Genomic DNA, 19,415 nt, shown 5'->3' on the forward strand with positions numbered 1-19,415 from the left:
AAATATTTACCGACCGTTCGTTCAGAATATGCGGAAGGCGCGAGGCGCGTCAAGCGTCCGCGCGGGTTGGACGCCCGGTCACATATCCCCCCAAATCCCCCGACCCCCGGTCACCTATCCCCCCAAATCCCCCGACCCCCGGTCACCTATCCCCCCAAATCCCCCGACCCCCGGTCACCTATCCCCCCAAATCCCCCGACCCCCGGTCAGATCATGTGACCGGGCATCGATGAAAAACACCCCGAAGGTGACCGGGCGTCCAGGGTGAGCACACGCAAAGCCGGGACGGCGGCGCAACGGGCCCGCCGCCGTCGGGCACTAACAAACCACCGACGTACAACGCCCGGTCAGATATACGCCCAACACCACGGACGCCCGGTCAGATATACGCCCAACACCACGGACGCCCGGGCAGATGAACGCTAATTTCCCGCGACGCCTGGTCAGATCAAGTGACCGGGCGTCGGTCGAAAACGGCCTAAAAGCGACCGGGCGTCCGGGGTGAGCACACGCAAAGGCGAGACGGCGGCGCAACGGGCCGGCCGCCGTCGGGCATTAACGAACCAAACGAGGGCGCACCTCCCCCGACGCTCGGTCAGATACACGCCTATCTCCCGGGACGCTCGGTCAGATACACGCCCAAAAGCCGCGACGCCCGGTCAGATCACGTGACCGGGCGTCGGCCGAAAGCGGCCCAAAGGTGGCAGGGCGTCGATCGAAAACGGCCCAAAGGTGGCAGGGCGTCGATCGAAAACGGCCCAAAGGTGACCGGGCGTCCGTGAAAACACCCCAAAGGTGACCGGGCGTCGGTGAAAAACGCCCCAAAGGTGACCGGGCGTCGGGAGGGAGGGAGGGTCGGGGCTTAGGCCGACGCCGAGACGGGGACGAGGGCGGGACGCGGTGTCAGTTGCTTCCGCGCCCAGCGGGCCAGCTTCTTGCCTTTGCCTTTCCACCAGTTGTCCTCGTCCTTGTCCTGGTGCCAGCGGAAGATGATCATCACGATCACGAAGACGCCCATGGCCACGTCGGCCCACGACCATTGGATTGCCTTGGCCAGCACACTGACGCCCATGACGAGAATCGAAGGCACGGCCAAGGTCCTAAAAACGGTGTTGGCAACATAGCGCCGGTGCGACCGCGGCACGGAGATGGCGCGGACCATGTCGAAACACACGCACACCACCACCATTGTCTGGCCCAGGTCCATCAGAATGAGCCCGGGCAGCGACGATGCGAACATGACTGCCGGGCTCAACGGACTGCCGCCGTCGCTACGGGACGCGAAAATGACGCAATGGGATTGCGGGAAACACACATACGGATAACCCCCAGAGACCAGGAACTGCATTGAGACCAACTGGGGTTAATTCAATCCGGAGGCTCCGGGGCCGGTCACGAGTAGTGAGTACTCTACTTTGCGCGGCCGGCTACTTGCACGGCGGACGGTTACCCGGCAGGCAGCGCCAAAGTGAACGTGCTCCCGTTGCCGGGTTCGCTGCTGCAGGAAATGCTGCCCCCATGTCGTTCCACAATGGACTTCGTAATGGACAGCCCGAGCCCGACGCCCGGGATCGCTGCTTGACGGGCAGCGTTTGTCCGGAAGAACCGCGTGAAAATCCGGGCCGACTCGTCCTTGGTCATACCCATCCCCGTGTCCTTCACTTCAAGCTGGACCCATCCGTCGTTGCGCTCGGCCCTCACGGTCACGAGTCCGCCACCAGGGGAATATTTGATGGCGTTCGATACCAGATTGTCCAAGGCTTGGCCCAGTCTCAAGGGATCGGCATTCGCCCACAGGGGCGCCGGAACGTCGGCCACGAGGCCCACATGGGCAGCGTCGGCCTGCGCCCGCGCAGAAACCAAGGTATTTTCGACCAACCCCGCCAAATCCGTGCGGCGCAAATGCACACTCTCCACCGCAACGGCCGACGAGAGCAGGTCCTCCACCAAAGCCCGGAGCCGCTCGGCATTCCGCTCCGCAACCTCCAACCCACGCTTTGTTGCCGGTTGAAGCTCCTGGTCACCGCGAAGAACCAGATCGATGTTGCCCAAGATCGATGTCAGCGGCGAACCGAATTCGTGCGAAACGTTGGCAATCAATTCGTCCTTGGCCGCCAGGGCATGGACAACATCCGTCACGTCCTTGAAAACGACGACGGCGCCACCAAACCCGCCGTCGACGTCGCTCTTCATAACCCGCGCGGCCGTGGAAATGGCCCGTTGCTCCGTACCGGCGCCGAACCAGAGCAGGTAATCGGAGAATGTTTCCCCTCGAATGGCCCGCTGGACAGGGCCCTTTTCAAGTTGAATCGGCGTCTGCCTGTCTTGGCCGAAAACCAGCCAGCCCTGTTCCGCCGGGCCGTGCGCGCGTTCCGCGGGCCCCTGCGCGGCCGCGGGTCCGTGCGCGCCGTCCGCCGGGCCGTGCGCGCCGAGCGCTCCGTCGGCCGGCCCATGAGCATCAGGCATTGCCATCCGCAGGAATGCCTTTTGTTGGTCGTTGATCAGGAGGGTTTCGCCCTGCGAATCGACGGCGACAATTCCGACGTCGATCGTGTCCAGGATCGTCTTGAGCAGCGTTTCCCGTTCCCTGCTGGCTGCCAACAATTGCCGCAGGGCCTGATCCCGCCGGCTCACCCGGCCTTGCTGAAGACGGGCATTTGAGCCAGCCAAACGGATGCAGACGGCCATTGCAAACATCATGAGGGGCAAAAGCAGCACGGAATAATCGGCTGCGCTGGGACGGGGCAAGTGCGAAAGCACAGACGGAAGGGCAATGATGAAAGGGCCTACAAAGCTGAGGACCAGGCTTGTCTTGGCGAGTAACCCTGAGGCAGACAACCAGATCACGGGAAAGATGGCCAACGTGATGAGGCCGGGTATCGCCGTCGAGGCACCGTTTCGGGTGAACCAAAGGGCCACAAAATCCAAAATAGGGATTGCCAGGCCCGCGCTCGGCGTCAACCGCTCCCAAGGGACCAACAAGCAAGCCAGGAACAGCGAGGCGTGGAGAAGGACGCCTGTCGCGAAAAGCCAATTTTGGATTAACCCTGGCCAAACAGTGGGTGCCGCAATCACCAAGCCCGCAATGACGAGCGTTAGCGGCAATTCACAGACAGCGAGCCGGGCCCGGGGCGTGAGTTTTCTAAAGAAACGGGCTGCCGCGCGGAAAAATGGCTGCTCACTCAAAGTCGAGACCCTTCCTTGGAGATTCGCGAGCATTTACCGCTCCAAGCGATTCCCGAAGGAAGCACCCGGAGCCCCCTATTCCCCCCAAAGGAACTACAATGCGATGCGTCGAACAACCCCAGCGGAAGTTCGGAGCAGCGCCTAATCCACATATTAGATGCCAGATGGGTTTAATGCTTGTATCGTGAGTATTTAGGTGGCATTTACCGCATTGCGCTGGGCTGTGCGGCGATGCACGCCATCAAGGAAGTCCAATGAGTGAGCCTGGGATTGCTGTAGTCATTGAGGATGACGAAGATGTAAGAAATCTGGTTGACGCCATCCTCAAAGAAGCCGGATTTGTGGTGCACTCTGCCGCCACCGGACGCGAAGGCGTGGAGGTGGTGCGGGATCAACAGGCCTCTGTGGTGACACTCGACGTCGGGCTTCCGGACATGGACGGCCACGAGGTCCTGCGGCGGATTCGGCAATTCAGCGACGCATATGTCGTGATGCTGACGGCCCGGCGAGACGAGCCGGACACACTAACGGCCTTCCTCACTGGAGCGGACGATTACGTCAAGAAACCCTTCCTGCCCCGCGAGTTGAGGGCCCGGGTCACCGCCATGATGCGGCGGCCGCGGTCGGAAAGCAGGCCTGCGTTGCCGGAGGCGGATCGCCGGGATTCGGCCCGTCCAGCCGCGCCCGACGCCGGTGCTTACGCTGCCGCGCCCGACGCCGGTACTTACGCTGGCGCGCCCGACGGCGGTGCTTACGGAGCGGCGCCCGGCAACAGTGCCGCCGGCAACGGCGCAGCGGGCGGAGGGTACGCCGTCGGGTACCCCGGCGCGGCCGGCAACGGTGCGGCCGCCGTCGGTACGGCCGCCGTCGACCGGGCGGTGATCAAGCACAATGGCTTGGCGCTGAATTTCAAAGCCCGCACGGTGACACTCCACGGTTCAGCTCTGCCATTGACGAGAAGCGAATTCGATTTGCTCTACGACCTGCTGCGGGCGAACGGCGAGGTGCGGACGCGTGCTGACCTCGTGAGGGCAGCGCGGGGTGATTACTACGCCGACGATGCGTATATCAGCGACGCCGACGAGCGCGCTGTTGAGACCCACATCGGGAACCTCCGCCGAAAGCTCCATGAAGATCCGCAAGCGCCCCGCTTTTTACAGACCGTGCGGGGAATCGGGTATCGGCTGACGCCGAAAAGATCGGACTAAGCGTTCCAGGCCGCGTTCCAGGCCCAGGGGCTCAATCGTTCCGAAGCACGTAGCTGTCTTTGAGTTCCTGAACTGTCACGTACCCGCACTCTGCAACTTCTGTGAGCAGGGGGCGGGCAGCGCGCAATTCGCCCCTTCGGATGCGTTCCTCAAGTCGCGCTGCAAGCACCGAAAGCCGCACAGCGCCAACCATCATGGACGAGGTCCTGACGCTTAGCACCGCATTCAGGGCCCCGGCCACATCGCCGCGCTCGATTGCGGTTGAGAGTAGTTCGTATCGCTTGGCCCAGAGTTTCGCGAAATCGCCTGCAAACGTGCGCGCAACCAGCGGATTGTCCACTTGGTCTTCCAGAAGTTGGAATTCCGCGAGGTCTAGAATCGGATGTTCGGCAAGAGGGACGGTCGGCAGCCCATCGGAGTCGCTGACCACGGCCGTGAGGCCGGGATCTGACTCCTCGTTGACTTCGCTGAATCCTGAACTGAACATAGCCCAATGCTACTTTCTGAATTTCGGAAAAAACCGAACTTATGGCTATCTTAAGGAAATCTTAGGCCTTTCTTGACTTAGCCCATTTTTCGCCGTCAAACCGCACTCGTGGAATGTCATATTGCGCTTAGCCTCCGCTGAAGGTCGCGATCGCGTTGATGACCGCCGGCCCCAGAATAGCGATGAACAGCACGGGGAAGATAAAGAACAATAGCGGGAAGAGAACCATCACCGGGAGCTTCATCGCCTTCTCCTCGGCCCGTTGGCGCCGCTTTACCCGCATCACCTTCGCCTGGACACGCAGGACCCGGCTGATCGCAATGCCATACGTGTCCGCTTGGATCACAGCCTGCACAAAGCTTCTGAGCTCGGGAACGTTGGTGCGTTCGGCCAACGCCAAATAGGACTCGCGGCGGCTCCGTCCAACCTGCATGTCCTGAAGTGTCCGCACCAACTCATCAGCCAGGGGCCCCTTGCCGTTTTCTCCCGCGCGGGCCATTGCTCCTTCAAAACCGAGGCCCGCCTCGACGGATATCAGCATTTGGTCCATGGTATTTGCAAGTTCCAATTGAATGGCTTTTTGCCGCTCTTTTCCCTTGCTGTACAACATTAGGTCCGGGATAAAGTATCCAAGCAGTACAACAAATACCCCCACGATTTTAAGAAGTCCGCTTGAGCTGTTGGCACTGATCAGAAATCCAAAGAGTGCGCCGGCCAATCCGAGCAATGGTTTGGCCGCGAGCACCCGCCCCAGAGGGAGCGACGGCGGCCGGCCCGCCAGCGAGAGCAACCGGTCCAACTTCTGGACGTAGCTTGGGGGCGTCAGGCGGTAGCCGATGGCTTCGAGCCCCGCCCTGCGGCTGCGTGGACCAGTCTCGGCAACGTCTTGGCCCTGGGCCAGAAGCACCTGCACGGCGCGTTGGGTTTTGCGGTCAACTGACAGGAATGACCAGGTGAGGTAGGCGATCGGCAGGGGAACAAACAGCAGCGCGAGAAAAAGCGAGGGATTCATGCGTCACCTCAAAACTTCAAGTCGATGATCTTGCGCATCCAAAGACCGCCGATTGTCATGAGGATGAATGACAACACGATCATTCCCCAACCAAGCGGCTTGGTGAACATGACGTTCATGTATCCGGGGTTGACAAGAAGGAGCATGGTTACGATGCCGAAGGGAAGCGCCATCAGGATGTACCCCGAGAATTTGCCCTCCGCTGCCAAGGATTTGATGTGTCCCTTGATCTCGGCGCGTTCGCGTATGGTCTCGTTGACCTGGTCCAACACCTCCGCTAGGTTTCCACCCACTTCGCGGTTGATTTGGATGGCCTGCGCTATCCACACAAAGTCCTCGCTCCGCATTCGTTCCGCCGTGTCGTTGAGCGATTCCTCGAGATCGCGGCCCAGGCTCGTCTCTGTGATGATCCGGCGCATTTCCTCGGAGGTTGGAATGGCGGATTCGGTCGCAGCAGCATCGATGGCCCGAAGGATGCTGTGCCCGGCCCGCAGGCCACCGGACAGCAGTTGAAGGGTATCCCCAAGCTGATCATCGAATTTCGCGCGCCTTTTACCAGCCCGGGAGCTCAAAAAGAGACGGGCCACGAAGGGCGCCAGAATAAAGAAGAGGAAGGCCAGGAACGCGCCTCCGACGACCAGCCCGATCAGCGCACCCACGCACGCACCGGCAGCCACAAGGATGAAGAAGTCGGCCTGGCTCAGTCGCAGACCGGCATTCTCGAGTTGTTCCCGGTTGAAGAGCCGGACGTTCCGTCCGTTGAGAAGCCCATGGACGGCGTCGGCGGCAGAACCTGCGAATTGCGTCAGCTTGGAGCCCGCCCCTACGTGGTACGGCCGTCGTCGATCGAACGGAACTTCCGGGGTCTTCGGCAGGATCACAGCCACAGCGAAAAGCAGGACGGCTGTAAACATCAGGGCGGTTCCGATCAGGAGCATCATGTTCACGTCCTTGCCCCTGTTGCCGTTGCCATGGGAGCTGCAAAAACTCCGGGAGACACATGAATGCCCAGGTCCTCGAAGCGGTCGATGAAGCGCGGCCGGATGCCCGTCGGAACGGGTTTCCCAAGAAACCTCCCGTGGGAGTCGACGCCGGCCGAGTAGTCGAAAACGAAAGCATCCTGGAGAGTGACGATGTCCCCCTCCATGCCTTGGACCTCAGTCACGTGCGTGATCCGGCGCGTCCCGTCCCGCAAGCGGGAGATCTGGATGATCAGATTTACGGCCGACGCTATTTGCTCACGGATTGCCCTCAACGGCAGGTCCATGCCTGCCATGAGCACCAAGGTTTCAAGGCGCGCCACGGCGTCACGCGGCGAATTCGAGTGCACCGTGGAGAGGGAGCCGTCGTGGCCGGTGTTCATGGCCTGCAGCATGTCGAGGGACTCCCCGCCACGGACCTCGCCGACAACAATCCGGTCCGGGCGCATACGGAGTGAGTTCCTGAGCAACTCCCTGATGGTCACGGCACCCTTGCCCTCGGTGTTCGGGGGCCTGCTCTCAAGCCTGACCACGTGTTGCTGCTGGATCTGCAGTTCGACGGCATCCTCGATGGTGACGATGCGGTTGTCTTCCGGAATGAAAGAGGAGAGGACATTCAACAGTGTGGTCTTGCCCGTTCCCGTGCCTCCGGAAACGATGATGTTCAGTTTCGCCTTGACGCAGGCGTTGAGCAGCTCCGCCATTTCGGGCGTCATCGTCCCGAAGTCGATCAGGTTCCTGATGGTCAGCGGTACTTTGCTGAACTTCCGGATGGTCAGTGACGAGCCGCCCACCGCGAGCGGCGGGATCACGGCATTGACGCGGGACCCGTCCTCGAGCCGCGCATCCACGAGGGGAGACGACTCATCGATCCGGCGCCCCACCTTCGAAACAATGCGTTCAATGACCTTGCGGAGATGGCTCTCGGAGCTGAATCCGGAGTCCGTGAGGACCAGTTTGCCTTTCCGTTCGACGTAGATCTGGTCCATCCTGTTGACCATGATTTCGGTGATCTCTGGATCGTCCAGCAAGCGTTGCAGCGGCCCGTAGCCAAGGACATCATCCGCGACGTCCGCCACGAGCCGGCTGCGCTCATCCACGGACAGCGGGACCTGCTCGGCGTCGATGATCCGGATGAGTTCTTCCCGTGCGTTCGACCGCAGCTCACGTTCGCTGATGCTCGAATCGTTGAACCTCGCCCCCAAACGCTCGAACAACGCGGTGGCTGCGCGCTGCTTGAGGGCAGCAAAGGCATCAACCGGCTGCTGGGTCCTGACCTTCGGGGAGTCAGGGACGTCCGAGAGCTTGACGGAGGTGTGGGGTTTCACGGCAGTCACGGGCTTTGCCGCGGGAACATGGACCGCTTGCTTCGTGGACTCGGTGAATGTCGGCTTAGGCGCAGCGAGCGGGCTCGGATCAGGCTCCGCCGCCGCGTTGAAGGACCCTTCGGCCTTGTCTTCCACTGCATTCAGGCGTTCGGACAGCTTCATTAGACCACTACCCTTCTGTGCAGCTTGCGCTGTGCTGTGGCACGCCACGCGGGATTGAAGCGCTCCACAAGTTGCTTAAGTCCTTTCACGGCCGGGTCCTTCACTGCGTCCTGCAGCAAGGGAATGCCGCGGTTGGTGGAGAACGCCACCGCCTTCGATCGGGGGATGCTCACGTCAACCGGGGCGCCCACCGTGGACTCGACATCCTGCACCGACAGTCCGGACTTCGAATCAGCCATGTTGAGCACCACGTGCCGGGTCTCGGGTAGAAGGTTCAACTTCCGGAGAATGTCCAAGCCGGATCGGAGGCCCCGGACACTTGGGACATCCATGCCGGTCACCCAGACGGCGTCCGTGCATTGCTCGAGGGCGGCGAGTCCGATTTCGGGAAGTCCAGGTGCCGTGTCAACAACCACGTATTGGAACTCGTGGGAGAGCTGTTCGAGCAGCCTGCCCACTTGTTCGGGCGAGATCTCGTCTGCTTCGACAGGGCTCTTCGGCGCGCACAAAGCATAGATGCTCGCGGGGTGGACGGTGAGGAATGCCTTGAGCACCAGGGAATCCTGGCTGGCCGACGGCGTGACGGCGTCGGTAACGGTGTGCTCCGGATTGAGGTAAAGCCCGGACGCCACGTCCCCGAATTGCAGGTCCAAGTCGACAATCACCACGCTCATCGGCGCGATCTTGCCCAAGCCGACCGCAATGTTCGTGGCAATGGTCGTTTTTCCCACGCCGCCCTTGGGGGAAAAGACCCCGATCACCAAGCCCTTCGGCGCACCCGATTGCTTGGGTTCCCCGGTACGTTGGCGGCTCGCGAAAGACTGGCACGCACGCTCGAGCATGATCCGGATCTGGGCCACGCCCGCGTCCGGGCTCATGATGTCGCGGATACCGGACCGCATGGCCTGGAGGACGAAGGCGGGGTCCAGTTCACTGACAAGAATGACGCTCAGTTCCGGCAACTGCACATCGAAGACGGTGGCAAGGCGCAGGGCGTCTTCCACAGGCACGCCGGGTCCCAGAATCAGCACTTCGAGTTTTTCCTGGTTGAGTGCCCCGAACAGTTCTGCCGGATCAGTGGGCAAGACGCTCGTGAAGAAGGTCTGCACGCTTCCGGGCAGGCCGCCCGCAACAGCTTGCCGCAACCGTTGGTCAAAGTCGGCGTTGGGAGTAATCAGGACAAAACGGCTCACTTGTATACCCCGCTTTGCTGCATCACGTTGGGGCCGCTGTCTTTGGCGTCCAAAGGCTCTTTGCTGAGCCAGATTTTGTCGAACTCCGCGGCGAAGACGATCTTGGATGCGTCCACATCGTTCACGGCAACGGTCAGCATGAGTGAACCGGTGGGCAGTGAAGTGTCCTTGGAGCCAGCGCCGGAAGTGGGATTCGGCGTCGCTTGTGCACTCGCCCCTGCTTGGGGAGCGCGTTGGACCATGGTTAACAGGACCTTGTGAATCGCCAGGGCGGTAGTTTTATTGTCGGTCACGGAGATGAAGATTCCAACGTGGTCACCGGGAACCAGCAGGCCTCCGACCACCCGCTGGGGTTCCAATTGGAACGAGACCTCCTGAAGCCCTGCCGGTACCTTGACGTCCCCGGGAGTCTTGAGTGCGTCCGGGGCAACCAGCCTTTCCGAAACGAGGGTCTCGCCAGGGACGAGGTCGACGGCGGCAACCTTGCCTGTCGAGTCCCCCAAAGTGTGCAGCGCAGTCGGGGGGACGGCCGAGCCCGGCCGTTGCACGGTATTGAGGGAATCCTTCATGGCATCAACGGAAGTACCGGCCGGAATAGCCGTTTTGACCACCAGGACGTCAACAGGAGCCAGGCTCTGAACTGCCCGTTGATCCGCGCCTTGAGCGTAGGTGAAGACAAGAATCACCCCGACGAGGGCTACCAGTGCCGCTGCCGAACCGGCCAACAAGCGTGACTTCACTTACTACTCCTGTGCTCAAAGAATGGATGAAACTAGTTGGTGAGGCGGACAATGGTGGCGCCAAACGCGTCTACCGGGCCAAGGGAGTAGCCGTCGGCCAGCGAGACGTACTTGACGAAGCTCCCGATGATCCCGCGGCAGTTTCCGGTACACGCAAGATTGTTGGAGACATAGGCATTCGTGTTACGGAAACTATCCGGAAGGGTGTTGTCCGTGCCGCTGAACTTCCACCCGGCCACCTTGAAGGCGGCGAAGGAGATCAAATGGTAGACAGCCCCGGCTCCCGATCCTGTGACCGAGTCGAATACGGGAAGAAGGACGATGACGTCGCGTCCAGCCGTGATGGTGTCGGCCCAGTTCTGAAGCGTGGCTCCGCAGTTAGCCGGCGCACTGTTTCCCGTTTTGCTACCGGCTTCACTGGTGGCGAGGTTGATGGTGCCGCCGCACACTCCTGGATCTTGGACAAGCCAGCCGAATCCGCCGGCAACTGTGGCGCCTGAAGGACCGTAGTTGCAGCTGGGATTGGCCCCCGAGCCGTGATCCTGGAGAAGCTGGAGGGCACCGCCGATGTATCCCTGCACCTGGCAGATGGAGTACGCGACCGGAAACGCAGTCCTGCCGGCGATTGGGCTCCCCCACTGAACGGTCGAGGTGGTGACGACGTCGCTCGTGTTGACACCCATCACCCGTGCGAAGAAGAGCGAGACGGCGTTCGGCGCACCGCCCGACTGCTGGGCTCCCCCGGTAACGGTGACTTTCCGGTTTGTCAGGTCCAGATTGATCGACTTGACGTTGTTCAAGCCATCGATCGCGTTCTTGTTCGCGATGTCGGCGGCAAGCGGGGACGTGGTTGAGCAGTTCGGATCGCTCGTGTTCGCGGCGCACCTCTGCGCTACGGCGAGGGCAGCGGCGTCGGACCCGTTCTGCACCTGCGCCCTCTCCGAGTACAGGAGGCCGGCGTCGACGGCGAGGGCGGCAAAACCGAGCAACACCACCAGCAGGAGGGCGACCAGTACGGCGACCGCACCCCGCTCGCCGTCGTCGTTCGGGGCCATCAGCCGCCGCATACCATGACTCCTACTCCTTGCATGGGAAAAGGCCCTGCCATTCCCGTGAGGGTGTTAAGGGTGTACTTGATGGTCACCGACATTTGGGCGCCGGAGGTGCAGCTGCTCGGACTGAAGGTGAAGTTCGAATCTGCCAACTGCGGATTCAACGCAACAGCCACGTTCTTCGCCGCTGTCTTGGCGGCCGTCTGATCATTCGAGATCGCCATGACGCGGACTCCTTCCCGGGCTGCGTTTGTGAGCGACACTTGAACGTTGTAGGCCCTGCCGAATTCCATGATCCCGAGGAGCAGCGTGATCAGGAGCGGTGCCAGGATGGCGAATTCGACGGCCACGGCACCGCGCTCTGAAGCCCTCGGCATGATGTTGCCCTTCCAGAGAACGGATAGTTCGAATCAAGCGGAGTGGCGGCCGCCTGGATGCCGCCGCCACTCGGGCTTGTTGCTGTGGCAGCTAGGCGCAGGAGCCGGTGCCACCCTGCGCGGTAGCCGGCGTCCACGTCTTGCCGCTTACGGAACACTGGACCTGGGAAAACGTCTCCCTGACAGTGCTGCCCAGCAGTGTCACAGCGGCGATGATCACCACTGCGATGAGCGCAACCATGATGCCGTATTCGACGGCGGTGGCGCCGGTTTCGTCGTGCCCCACGTGGGACGCGGACTTCAGTAAGGCGGAAAGCACAGAAGCTCCTCGTTGTCTGGTGCGAACGGTCGGGGAGGAGTCGAACCTACTAGCTGCAGACGTTGGTGGAGGAGTTCCAGGACTTGCCGGAAACCGAGCATTGGACCTGGGAGAAGGTGTTCTTGACCGTTCCGCCCAGGGCCGTGACAGCCACGATGATGACCACTGCGATAAGGGCAACCATGATGCCGTATTCGACGGCGGTGGCGCCCTTTTCGTCACGACGGATGCGGGCTGCGGCGTTGGAGAAGAAAGCAAGCATTTGAGACTCCTGAGCGAGTTGGGGGTGGGCTGGTCNGTCACGACGGATGCGGGCTGCGGCGTTGGAGAAGAAAGCAAGCATTTGAGACTCCTGAGCGAGTTGGGGGTGGGCTGGTCCAGCACCAGCTCTCTAGCAACTTAGCAACGCCGAAAGCCCCGCGGAGCAGTACTTGGGACATCCTGTGTGAAGACTCGCGATCTTGTGCATTTCTTGGGTTAATCCTTGGAAAACCCTCGATCTTGGGTTTCCCGACCGAGCCCAACCACAGGTGCACCAACCGCGCAAAACCCGCGCAACACCAGGGCTGCCCCCGTGACAACGCCCGGTCAGATAAATGGCCAAATCCCTGAACCCCCGGTCACCTATTACGCCCAATCCCGGAACGCCCACTCACCTATTACCCCCGATCGAACAGCCCTCTCTCAGATCAAGTGACCGGGCGTCGGAAGAAAACACACCAAAGGTGACCGGGCGTCCGGAGGAAACACGACCTAAGTGAGCCGGCCTCGGAGGAGAAACGCACCAAAGGCGCGCCAACCGCGCAAGCGGACTAACGCCGTCGGGCACCACACAACGCCCGCTCAGATATATGGCCAAATCCCTGAACGCCCACTCACCTCTGACGCCCAACAGAGCGCCGCCTCAGATCAAGTGACCGGGCGTTCGGCGAAAACACACCAAAGGTGACCGGGCGTCGCAGGGAAACACACCAAAGGTGACCGGGCGTCGGGGGAAAACACACCAAAGGTGACCGGGCGTCGGAGGGGGACGGAAGGGCTACGCGGGTGGGGGCTCGACCGTTACGGTGCCGGCGTCGCCGTCGACGGTGATTTGTTGGCCGCTCGTGAGCCGCTGGGTGGCGACTCCGGTGCCGAGCACCGCCGGGATGCCGTACTCCCGGGCCACGATGGAGCTGTGGCTCAACGGCCCGCCGACGTCGGTAACCACGCCGGAGGCCATCGCGAACAGCGAGGTCCACGCGGGAGTGGTGATCCGGGCAACCAGCACCTCGCCAGGCGACATCCGGCCGAAATCCTGGGGCCCGCCGAGGACCCGCGCGGGAGCACTGACCCTGCCGGCGCTCGCGCCTACCCCCGTGATGACGTCGCCCTGCTGGTCCTGGGAGCGTGCCGGCATCATCGACTCGAACGCACCCTTCATCCAACGGGTCTCCGGCAACAGTTGCGGAGGGGCCGCCTTGGCCTGGCCCCGCCAAAGCATCTTGCGCTCCTCGACGACGCCGGCACGGACCGGGCGCGCCGCCCCGGTAATTGCCACGGCCGCAGGTGCGGCCACCCGTTCGGCCGGCTCGGTAGAGCCCGGCAGTTGCGGCGCTGCGAGGCCGAACTCGACGGCGCTTTGCAACTCGCTTTGCCGCAGCCAGAACACGTCGGCGGGACGGTCGATGACACCGGAGTAGACCAGCCGTTGTCCGAGTTCGAGCAGCATCCGCCGAATCAGCGGCCAGGCGAGCCCGACGTCGGCCAGCGCGTCTTCGCGGACCGGTGCGGACTTCTGCGCCCACCGGAGCAGACCGATGAACGGCGCCCGGCGGCTCCGTCCGAGCCGGGTCCGCCCTAGCCGGGCAAGAATTCTCTCGGTCTGGTCCTCCCGCCGTGCCGCCGAGAGCCTCTGGCGTTCATACGGATTGTTGCCTTGTCCCCGCAGGTAGAACTTCACCGTGTCCAAAAGCGCCGACGGATCGTCGGCCGGCAGCGGGCTGGCGAAATCAAGGTTGTAGACCGCATGGCCGAAGCGATCGAGATGGGCTTGGAAACGCGGACGCCATTGCTGCCACAGGGCAGCGTCCATGCCGGCAGGCGGGAGCCAGGTACCCTGCGACTCACCCAGCGCGGCCGTCGGTTGATTGAGGATCGCCGGGGCGAGCCCCTCGACTTCGCGGGCCCAGGCTGCGAGGTCGTACAGCGATTTCTCTGCACGGATGGGTTCGCTGTCGTAGCCGAGGAGGAATGTCTCGGCAGGCGGATCTCCAGCGCGCCGGACGAGTTTGTCGTAGAACGCCCGGAAGGAGAGTTCGCTCGCTGCCGCGATCGGAATCACTGACTCCACGGCCGTGTAGTACACCGTCCCGGCGTCAAGCAGGGTCCGGACCCCCTCAAGCAATTCCTCTCCCGGGAGCTCCCCCAACGGCTTTGCCGACCAATCCTTGAGCACCTGCTTGTAGCGCGGATGCGAGAATTCCCGCCAGCCAGCCACGCCCATGTGCGCCTTGCCACGAGCCAAGGCGAGCATGGCCGGACCAATTTTGCCCATCACCCGCCACATTGCCGCGCTGCGGTAGTAGTAGTACGCGTACCCGTTGACGGTGGGCAGTCCGACCTCGCCTTCCCTGACCACTTCGCTCCCGACGGCTTCGTTCAACAGGGCCTTGAGCGAACGGGTCACCGAACCGTCGATGAGGTCGGCAAACAGCGGCGAAAGCGGGTCCGGCAGTTGTTCCACGATGCTCGCCCGGAAGTACATCCCTTTCGGATAGGGCAACGGCCAGGTGTCCGGAGTATCACCGACCGGCTCAGGCAATGCCGTGATGGGCCGGGACTGCAGCATGAAGAAATCGCCGCCTGCCCGCGCCCACTCGATGTCCTGCGGACTTCCGAAGTAGTCCGCGATCCGCGATCCGTAGCGGGCCAACGTGACGGCCGCGTCGTCGTCGAGCACGGCCCGGTTGCGAAGCGCCGCCGGGACCGGCTGCTCGACCGTACCGCCCGCGCCGCCCGCGCCCTCCGCGCGCTCGCCCGCGCCGCCGTCCGAAGCGCCGTCCGCCGCATCCTCTGCGTAGACCGTCATGACTTCCTTCTCGGCCGTCCGGCGCGAGAGCACGCGGCCAGTTGCCGCCTCGACAACAAGGTCATCCGTGGTGACCGTTCCGCTAACCACCGACTCCCCCAGGCCCCACGCGGCACTGATCACCGTCTGGTCGCGGCGACCGTTGGCCGGATTGGCGGTAAACATGACTCCGGCTGCATCGGCCTTGACCATCCGCTGGACCACAACGGCGAGGCGGACGCCGCCCGGAGCGATGCCTTCGCGGTCCCGGTAGGCCATGGCCCGGGCCGTCCACAAGGAAGCCCAGCAGTCGACGACCGCCGCATCGAGCGCTTCCGCCCCCCGGACATTGAGGTGGGTTTCCTGTTGCCCGGCGAAGCTGGCCGAGGCGAGGTCCTCGGCCGTGGCCGACGAGCGCACCGCCACGGGCACCTCGCCGGCGCGCCCGACGGCGGGACCGCCCCCGCCGTCGTCGTCTTGAGCGCCGCCGCCATCACCGTCGTCGTCGTGAGCGCCGCCGCCCCCGCCGCCGTCGCGAAGGCGTTCATAAGCGGCGGCGAGCTCGTACGCAATGGCCGCGGGCATGGTGCCGCCCTTGAATAGTTGCCGGATTGCGGCCGAGGCCTCGTCGTAATCCTGCGGCGCGGCCTCCGGCGGGAGCGTCGCCAGTTCCTCGATCCGCGCCTGAATCCCGTTGGCTTCCACGAAGGACTCATACGCCTCGGTGGTGAGCACGAACCCTGGAGGAACCGGCAGCCCGGCGCGGACGAGGTTGCCCAGCCCGACGCCCTTCCCGCCCGCCATGGCGAGGTCGCCAGCCTGCACGTCGGCGAAGTTGTAGATGTAGGTCATGACCGCCGCTCCTTGTCACGGAGACGCCCTCACCGAGCCTGACGCACAATATATTGCCACGCCGCCGGGCGGCAGGCGATGGCTTCGGGCAGGCTGGTTACTGCGGGTCCAACCCGCGCCTTATGGCCGCTTCATCGCAAACCTGGAGAACGCGGATGAACTTGTCCATTGCATCCGGACCGGCGTCGGTGTCAGCAACCCGAACAAGGTGCGAGGCCAGGACTGCGACCTTGACGTTCGTCTTGCTGCTGCACTGCACCAGCAGCTTGAAGGCGGCGTCGGAACTGAGGAGCAGCCGCCCCATCAGGATGCCTTGGGCCTGATTGATGACGCCCCGCGTGGCATTCGCGCCCTCGACGGCGTCACGCGCAGCCTGCTCGGTTTCCCGCCGCAGCGTGGAGGTCAGGTCGATCGCGGTCCCCTCGAGCGCTACGGTCCCCGATGGGCCCGGTTGCCCGTTCCCCGCCGTCAGCACCCGGCGGACATGCCCCTGCGCGTCAATGATCCGGTGGTAAATGCAGAAATGCCCGCCGTCGCGGAAGACCTGGGCCAGGATCTCCATGGCCCGCGACTTGTCATCGGGGTGCTTGTGCGACATCGCCAGCTCGAGCGTCGGCACCACTTCCCCCCGCTGGTAGCCGTGGAGATTGAAGAGCCCGTCGGACCACTGCATTTTCCCGGTGAGCGGATCGAAGAGAAAACTTCCGGCCATAAAGCCGGGGGCGCCGAGTGCACTCGAGTACGTGTGAGGGCTGTCCAACATCACGTAAAACTCATTTCCTAAGGTTGCTTATTCACTGAGCTAAGCGTACCGAGAACGCGGCCCAAGGGCTTGTTTCCGGGCCGCGCGCCTGTAGCGCCGGTACGAAAACAAGCCCCGGGAAAGGGGGAAACCAGCCCCCGTGTGCGTTTAAATCAGCAGCTTATTCCTCAACCACCACCTTGCCGACCATTCCCATGTAGTCGTGCAGTGCGCAGATGTAGTCGTAAACGCCTGCCTTGTTGAAGGTGACGGTGAATGTCGCCCCCGGCAGCAAAATGCCCGAATTGAGTTGTCCGCCCGTGTAATTCGTCGGGTCGCCCAGCGGCGGGAGCGGATTGGCGGGCTCAGCGCCGAAGGTCACGGTGTGTGGCGCCCCCATGCCGTTGTTCACGAAGCTCACTTTCTCACCAACGTGGATGACCACTTTGGGTTCGATGAACCGCATGACCATGGCAACGCCGTCGTCGGCCCCGGCAAATACGGTGTTGTCGTCCGCCTGCTCGCGTGCCTCGCTCCATTGCTTGTAGCCGTCACGAATGATGGCCCGTTCGGCCCGCTCTACCCGGTTGTTGTATTGCTCCTGGGTGAAGGGGTATTCCGTTCCCTTGGCCCGCACGTGGACTATGCCCTTCTGGCCCGCTCCGTGCACCAGGCAGTAGTACGTGAAATCGCCCGCATCCGGGAACTTCAAGGTGTAGGAACTGACTTCGGCGAAACCACTGTTCGAAACGTTCGACATCACGCCCGAGTTGTAATAGGAGTGCCCGTCGTAGGAGGTGCCACCCTGCTTGGAAACATAAAGGGGGCTGAACGGATTAAATGGCTGCGTGGACTCGATGGTTTGCCCTGCGGCCAGGAAGGTGACCGTATGGATTTCGGCCGAATTGGCCTCCCAGGTGACCTCGTCACCCGCATTGATGTAAATGTTCCTCGGCAGGAACGACATTCCCTGGATGGCCTGGTCCGACGATTCGGAGCCAACCTGAACGGTCCATGTCCTGGAGGATTTGCCGCCGTCGGCGGCTGCTGTGCCGCTGAGCGCCACTGGCAACACCAGGGCGAGGAGCATAATCATAAGCGTTCGAAGGCGCGGCAGTAGGACGGGTTTTGGATGAGCAGTCATAAGACTCATTCCTTAGGAAAATCTTTGCTGACCGGCTGTTATTAGCCTGGAAATTTTGAGGCGCCGGAGACCATGGCGTCGTTTGACGGTGACTCGGTTTCTTTTGAATTCCCTATGAACTTCAGCTCGCAACTGCTGCCCGTCCCCCGCATACGGCGCGGCGCCACGACGTTGGGGCCATACAGGGTCCTCCCTTGCTCGCAAGGATAACGTCCGGCTCCGTGGGCTGAGAGCCCCCCATTACGGAACCGAAAGGACACGGCAAAGCCGGCCCATGTGAAGGCGAGAGGTTTATCTTTCATCGTGCTACCAAGTCGTTATTTTGTCGAGACACCGGGGCTGCAGACGGGCAGTTTTTGTGGCCGAAATGAGGCCTTCCCCGGCGGGCTTTTAACACACCTCGGTGGTACGTTCCGGACATGAATGGACGACGGCGACTGTGGCTCGCGGCGGGCCTGGCAGCTTTGCTGGCGCTCGTGGTGGTCGTGGGGGCGGTCATTGCGGGACTCGGCCGGACGTCCTCCGGGCCATCCCCCTCAAACACCTCGGCGGCCCCAACCGCCACCAAGTCCCCCACCAAGTCCCCCGCACCCAGCGCTGCAGCACCGGCGCCGCCGACCATTCCCGAGCTTCCCGCAGCCCCCATGAATATCCTGGTGATTGGCAGCGACAGCCGCGCCAATGCCAAGGAGCAGAACAACCAGACCATCACAACAGGCCAACCGTCTGACCAACGTTCGGATTGCCTGATGCTCATCCACGTCCCGGCAGACCGGCACAAGGTCTACGGCATTTCGATCCTGCGCGACAATTGGGTGGACATTCCGGGCCATGGCGCAGCCAAAATCAACTCCAGCCTTGAGGTGGGAGGCACCCCCTTGGTGGTCCAGACCGTCGAGTCGCTCTTGGGCACGCACATAGACCACACAGTCATGCTGGACTTCGAAGGGTTCAAGGTCCTGACCGACGGCCTCGGCGGGATCGATGTCAATGTGACGTTGCCCTTCACCGCCAGCTTTGACACCCATCACACCTTTGTTGCCGGCGTCAACCACTTGGACGGAGAAGCGGCCCTGGAGTTCGTCCGCGAGCGCTACTCGTTCGAGGACGGAGACTACCAGCGGGTCCGCAACCAGCAGACCTTCCTCCGCGCCCTCTTGGCCAAGCTTTCCGGAGGTGTCCAGACTCCTGCCGGAGTGATGGGACTCGTCCAGTTCGCAACCAACTACCTCACTGTGGACCAGGGGTACGATCCCGCATCCGTCGCCATCCTGGCCTACGGACTGCGCACCGTGGATCCCCAAGCCTCCGTTTTCTTCACCCTGCCCACCGCGGGGACCGGGACTTCCCCGGATGGACAGTCCATAGTGGTGCCGGACTACGCGGGAATCGGAGAAGTGGCCGCCGCGCTGCGGGACGAGACTCTCCCGCAGTATGTGGCCGCACACGGTTACTGAGCCGAAGCGAGCTACTCGTTTCTGCTACTTGCCTGGTCCGGGCACGTGCGGGTTCACCACTCGGGAACTACTTGATTGAATCTTTAAGCAATCTTCGGGAAAAGCTTGCAGGAACCTTGCGGCTTCC

General features: G+C 62.6%; 17 protein-coding genes. 2 read left to right on the forward strand and 15 right to left on the reverse strand.

What is annotated here, in order from left to right; genetic code table 11:
* Positions 1-862 precede the first annotated feature (862 nt).
* Both L0B83_RS14185 and L0B83_RS14190 read right to left on the reverse strand, forming a co-directional pair.
* The gene (locus L0B83_RS14185; protein ID WP_234759099.1) at positions 863-1,240 is read right to left on the reverse strand and encodes a hypothetical protein; all 378 of its coding nucleotides are present in this window, start codon (positions 1,238-1,240) and stop codon (positions 863-865) included.
* A 206-nt stretch (positions 1,241-1,446) separates the two neighbouring features.
* Positions 1,447-2,919, reverse strand: coding sequence for a sensor histidine kinase (locus L0B83_RS14190; RefSeq protein WP_234759100.1), 1,473 nt, complete (start codon positions 2,917-2,919; stop codon positions 1,447-1,449).
* Positions 2,920-3,440: 521 nt separating this feature from the next.
* Here L0B83_RS14190 and L0B83_RS14195 point away from each other — a divergent pair.
* Complete coding sequence (locus L0B83_RS14195) at positions 3,441-4,394, forward strand: response regulator transcription factor (protein ID WP_234759101.1); 954 nt, start codon at positions 3,441-3,443, stop codon at positions 4,392-4,394.
* Between the two features lie 31 nt (positions 4,395-4,425).
* On the opposite strand, the gene L0B83_RS14200 is transcribed toward L0B83_RS14195, so the two are convergent.
* The 13 genes from L0B83_RS14200 to L0B83_RS14260 form a co-directional block, all read right to left on the reverse strand.
* Positions 4,426-4,881, reverse strand: a complete 456-nt coding sequence (locus tag L0B83_RS14200; RefSeq protein ID WP_234759102.1) for an Hpt domain-containing protein — start codon at positions 4,879-4,881, stop codon at positions 4,426-4,428.
* Positions 4,882-5,008: 127 nt separating this feature from the next.
* Positions 5,009-5,893 (reverse strand): type II secretion system F family protein, encoded by an 885-nt coding sequence (locus L0B83_RS14205; RefSeq protein ID WP_234759103.1) that lies wholly within the window; start codon positions 5,891-5,893, stop codon positions 5,009-5,011.
* 8 nt (positions 5,894-5,901) lie between these two features.
* The gene (locus tag L0B83_RS14210; RefSeq protein ID WP_234759104.1) at positions 5,902-6,834 is read right to left on the reverse strand and encodes a type II secretion system F family protein; all 933 of its coding nucleotides are present in this window, start codon (positions 6,832-6,834) and stop codon (positions 5,902-5,904) included.
* 2 nt (positions 6,835-6,836) lie between these two features.
* Entirely contained in the window at positions 6,837-8,363 is a 1,527-nt protein-coding gene (locus L0B83_RS14215; RefSeq protein WP_234759105.1) for a TadA family conjugal transfer-associated ATPase, read from the reverse strand.
* Positions 8,363-9,556 carry a CpaE/TadZ family protein gene (locus tag L0B83_RS14220; RefSeq protein WP_234759106.1) on the reverse strand — a complete coding sequence of 398 codons (1,194 nt, stop codon included), beginning with the start codon at positions 9,554-9,556 and terminating at the stop codon, positions 8,363-8,365. The genes L0B83_RS14215 and L0B83_RS14220 overlap by 1 nt, the downstream gene beginning before the upstream one ends.
* Positions 9,553-10,296, reverse strand: a complete 744-nt coding sequence (cpaB, locus tag L0B83_RS14225; protein WP_234759107.1) for a Flp pilus assembly protein CpaB — start codon at positions 10,294-10,296, stop codon at positions 9,553-9,555. Before cpaB ends, L0B83_RS14220 begins: the two co-directional genes overlap by 4 nt.
* Positions 10,297-10,328: 32 nt before the next feature.
* Entirely contained in the window at positions 10,329-11,363 is a 1,035-nt protein-coding gene (locus tag L0B83_RS14230) for a Tad domain-containing protein (RefSeq protein WP_234759108.1), read from the reverse strand.
* Entirely contained in the window at positions 11,351-11,725 is a 375-nt protein-coding gene (locus L0B83_RS14235; protein ID WP_234759109.1) for a TadE/TadG family type IV pilus assembly protein, read from the reverse strand. The genes L0B83_RS14230 and L0B83_RS14235 overlap by 13 nt, the downstream gene beginning before the upstream one ends.
* A 91-nt stretch (positions 11,726-11,816) precedes the next feature.
* Positions 11,817-12,044 carry a Flp family type IVb pilin gene (locus L0B83_RS14240; RefSeq protein ID WP_234759110.1) on the reverse strand — a complete coding sequence of 76 codons (228 nt, stop codon included), beginning with the start codon at positions 12,042-12,044 and terminating at the stop codon, positions 11,817-11,819.
* A 49-nt stretch (positions 12,045-12,093) separates the two neighbouring features.
* Complete coding sequence (locus L0B83_RS14245) at positions 12,094-12,387, reverse strand: Flp family type IVb pilin (RefSeq protein WP_234759111.1); 294 nt, start codon at positions 12,385-12,387, stop codon at positions 12,094-12,096.
* 696 nt (positions 12,388-13,083) lie between these two features.
* Positions 13,084-15,945: a PEP/pyruvate-binding domain-containing protein gene (locus tag L0B83_RS14250; RefSeq protein ID WP_234759112.1), complete on the reverse strand. Its 2,862-nt coding sequence runs from the start codon at positions 15,943-15,945 to the stop codon at positions 13,084-13,086.
* Between the two features lie 97 nt (positions 15,946-16,042).
* On the reverse strand, positions 16,043-16,708 hold the full coding sequence (locus L0B83_RS14255) for a PAS and ANTAR domain-containing protein (RefSeq protein ID WP_234759113.1): 666 nt from the start codon (positions 16,706-16,708) through the stop codon (positions 16,043-16,045).
* A 160-nt stretch (positions 16,709-16,868) separates the two neighbouring features.
* Positions 16,869-17,777 (reverse strand): plastocyanin/azurin family copper-binding protein, encoded by a 909-nt coding sequence (locus L0B83_RS14260; protein ID WP_234759114.1) that lies wholly within the window; start codon positions 17,775-17,777, stop codon positions 16,869-16,871.
* Positions 17,778-18,250: 473 nt separating this feature from the next.
* On the opposite strand from L0B83_RS14260, the gene L0B83_RS14265 reads away from it, so the two are divergent.
* Positions 18,251-19,288 carry an LCP family protein gene (locus tag L0B83_RS14265; RefSeq protein ID WP_234759115.1) on the forward strand — a complete coding sequence of 346 codons (1,038 nt, stop codon included), beginning with the start codon at positions 18,251-18,253 and terminating at the stop codon, positions 19,286-19,288.
* The last annotated feature ends 127 nt before the right edge of the window (positions 19,289-19,415 follow it).

Source organism: Arthrobacter alkaliphilus, assembly GCF_021483235.1.
GTDB lineage: Bacteria > Actinomycetota > Actinomycetes > Actinomycetales > Micrococcaceae > Arthrobacter > Arthrobacter alkaliphilus.

Excerpts from the sequence above, each read along its gene's own strand:
- L0B83_RS14200 (WP_234759102.1), bottom strand. The coding sequence starts at position 4,881 with ATGTTCAGTTCAGGATTCAGCGAAGTCAACGAGGAGTCAGATCCCGGC.
- L0B83_RS14260 (WP_234759114.1), bottom strand. The coding sequence starts at position 17,777 with ATGCTCCTCGCCCTGGTGTTGCCAGTGGCGCTCAGCGGCACAGCAGCC.
- L0B83_RS14230 (WP_234759108.1), bottom strand. The coding sequence starts at position 11,363 with ATGCGGCGGCTGATGGCCCCGAACGACGACGGCGAGCGGGGTGCGGTC.
- L0B83_RS14265 (WP_234759115.1), top strand. The coding sequence starts at position 18,251 with ATGAATGGACGACGGCGACTGTGGCTCGCGGCGGGCCTGGCAGCTTTG.
- L0B83_RS14250 (WP_234759112.1), bottom strand. The coding sequence starts at position 15,945 with ATGACCTACATCTACAACTTCGCCGACGTGCAGGCTGGCGACCTCGCC.
- L0B83_RS14210 (WP_234759104.1), bottom strand. The coding sequence starts at position 6,834 with ATGATGCTCCTGATCGGAACCGCCCTGATGTTTACAGCCGTCCTGCTT.
- L0B83_RS14185 (WP_234759099.1), bottom strand. The coding sequence starts at position 1,240 with ATGTTCGCATCGTCGCTGCCCGGGCTCATTCTGATGGACCTGGGCCAG.
- L0B83_RS14255 (WP_234759113.1), bottom strand. The coding sequence starts at position 16,708 with ATGTTGGACAGCCCTCACACGTACTCGAGTGCACTCGGCGCCCCCGGC.
- L0B83_RS14195 (WP_234759101.1), top strand. The coding sequence starts at position 3,441 with ATGAGTGAGCCTGGGATTGCTGTAGTCATTGAGGATGACGAAGATGTA.
- L0B83_RS14215 (WP_234759105.1), bottom strand. The coding sequence starts at position 8,363 with ATGAAGCTGTCCGAACGCCTGAATGCAGTGGAAGACAAGGCCGAAGGG.
- L0B83_RS14235 (WP_234759109.1), bottom strand. The coding sequence starts at position 11,725 with ATGCCGAGGGCTTCAGAGCGCGGTGCCGTGGCCGTCGAATTCGCCATC.
- L0B83_RS14205 (WP_234759103.1), bottom strand. The coding sequence starts at position 5,893 with ATGAATCCCTCGCTTTTTCTCGCGCTGCTGTTTGTTCCCCTGCCGATC.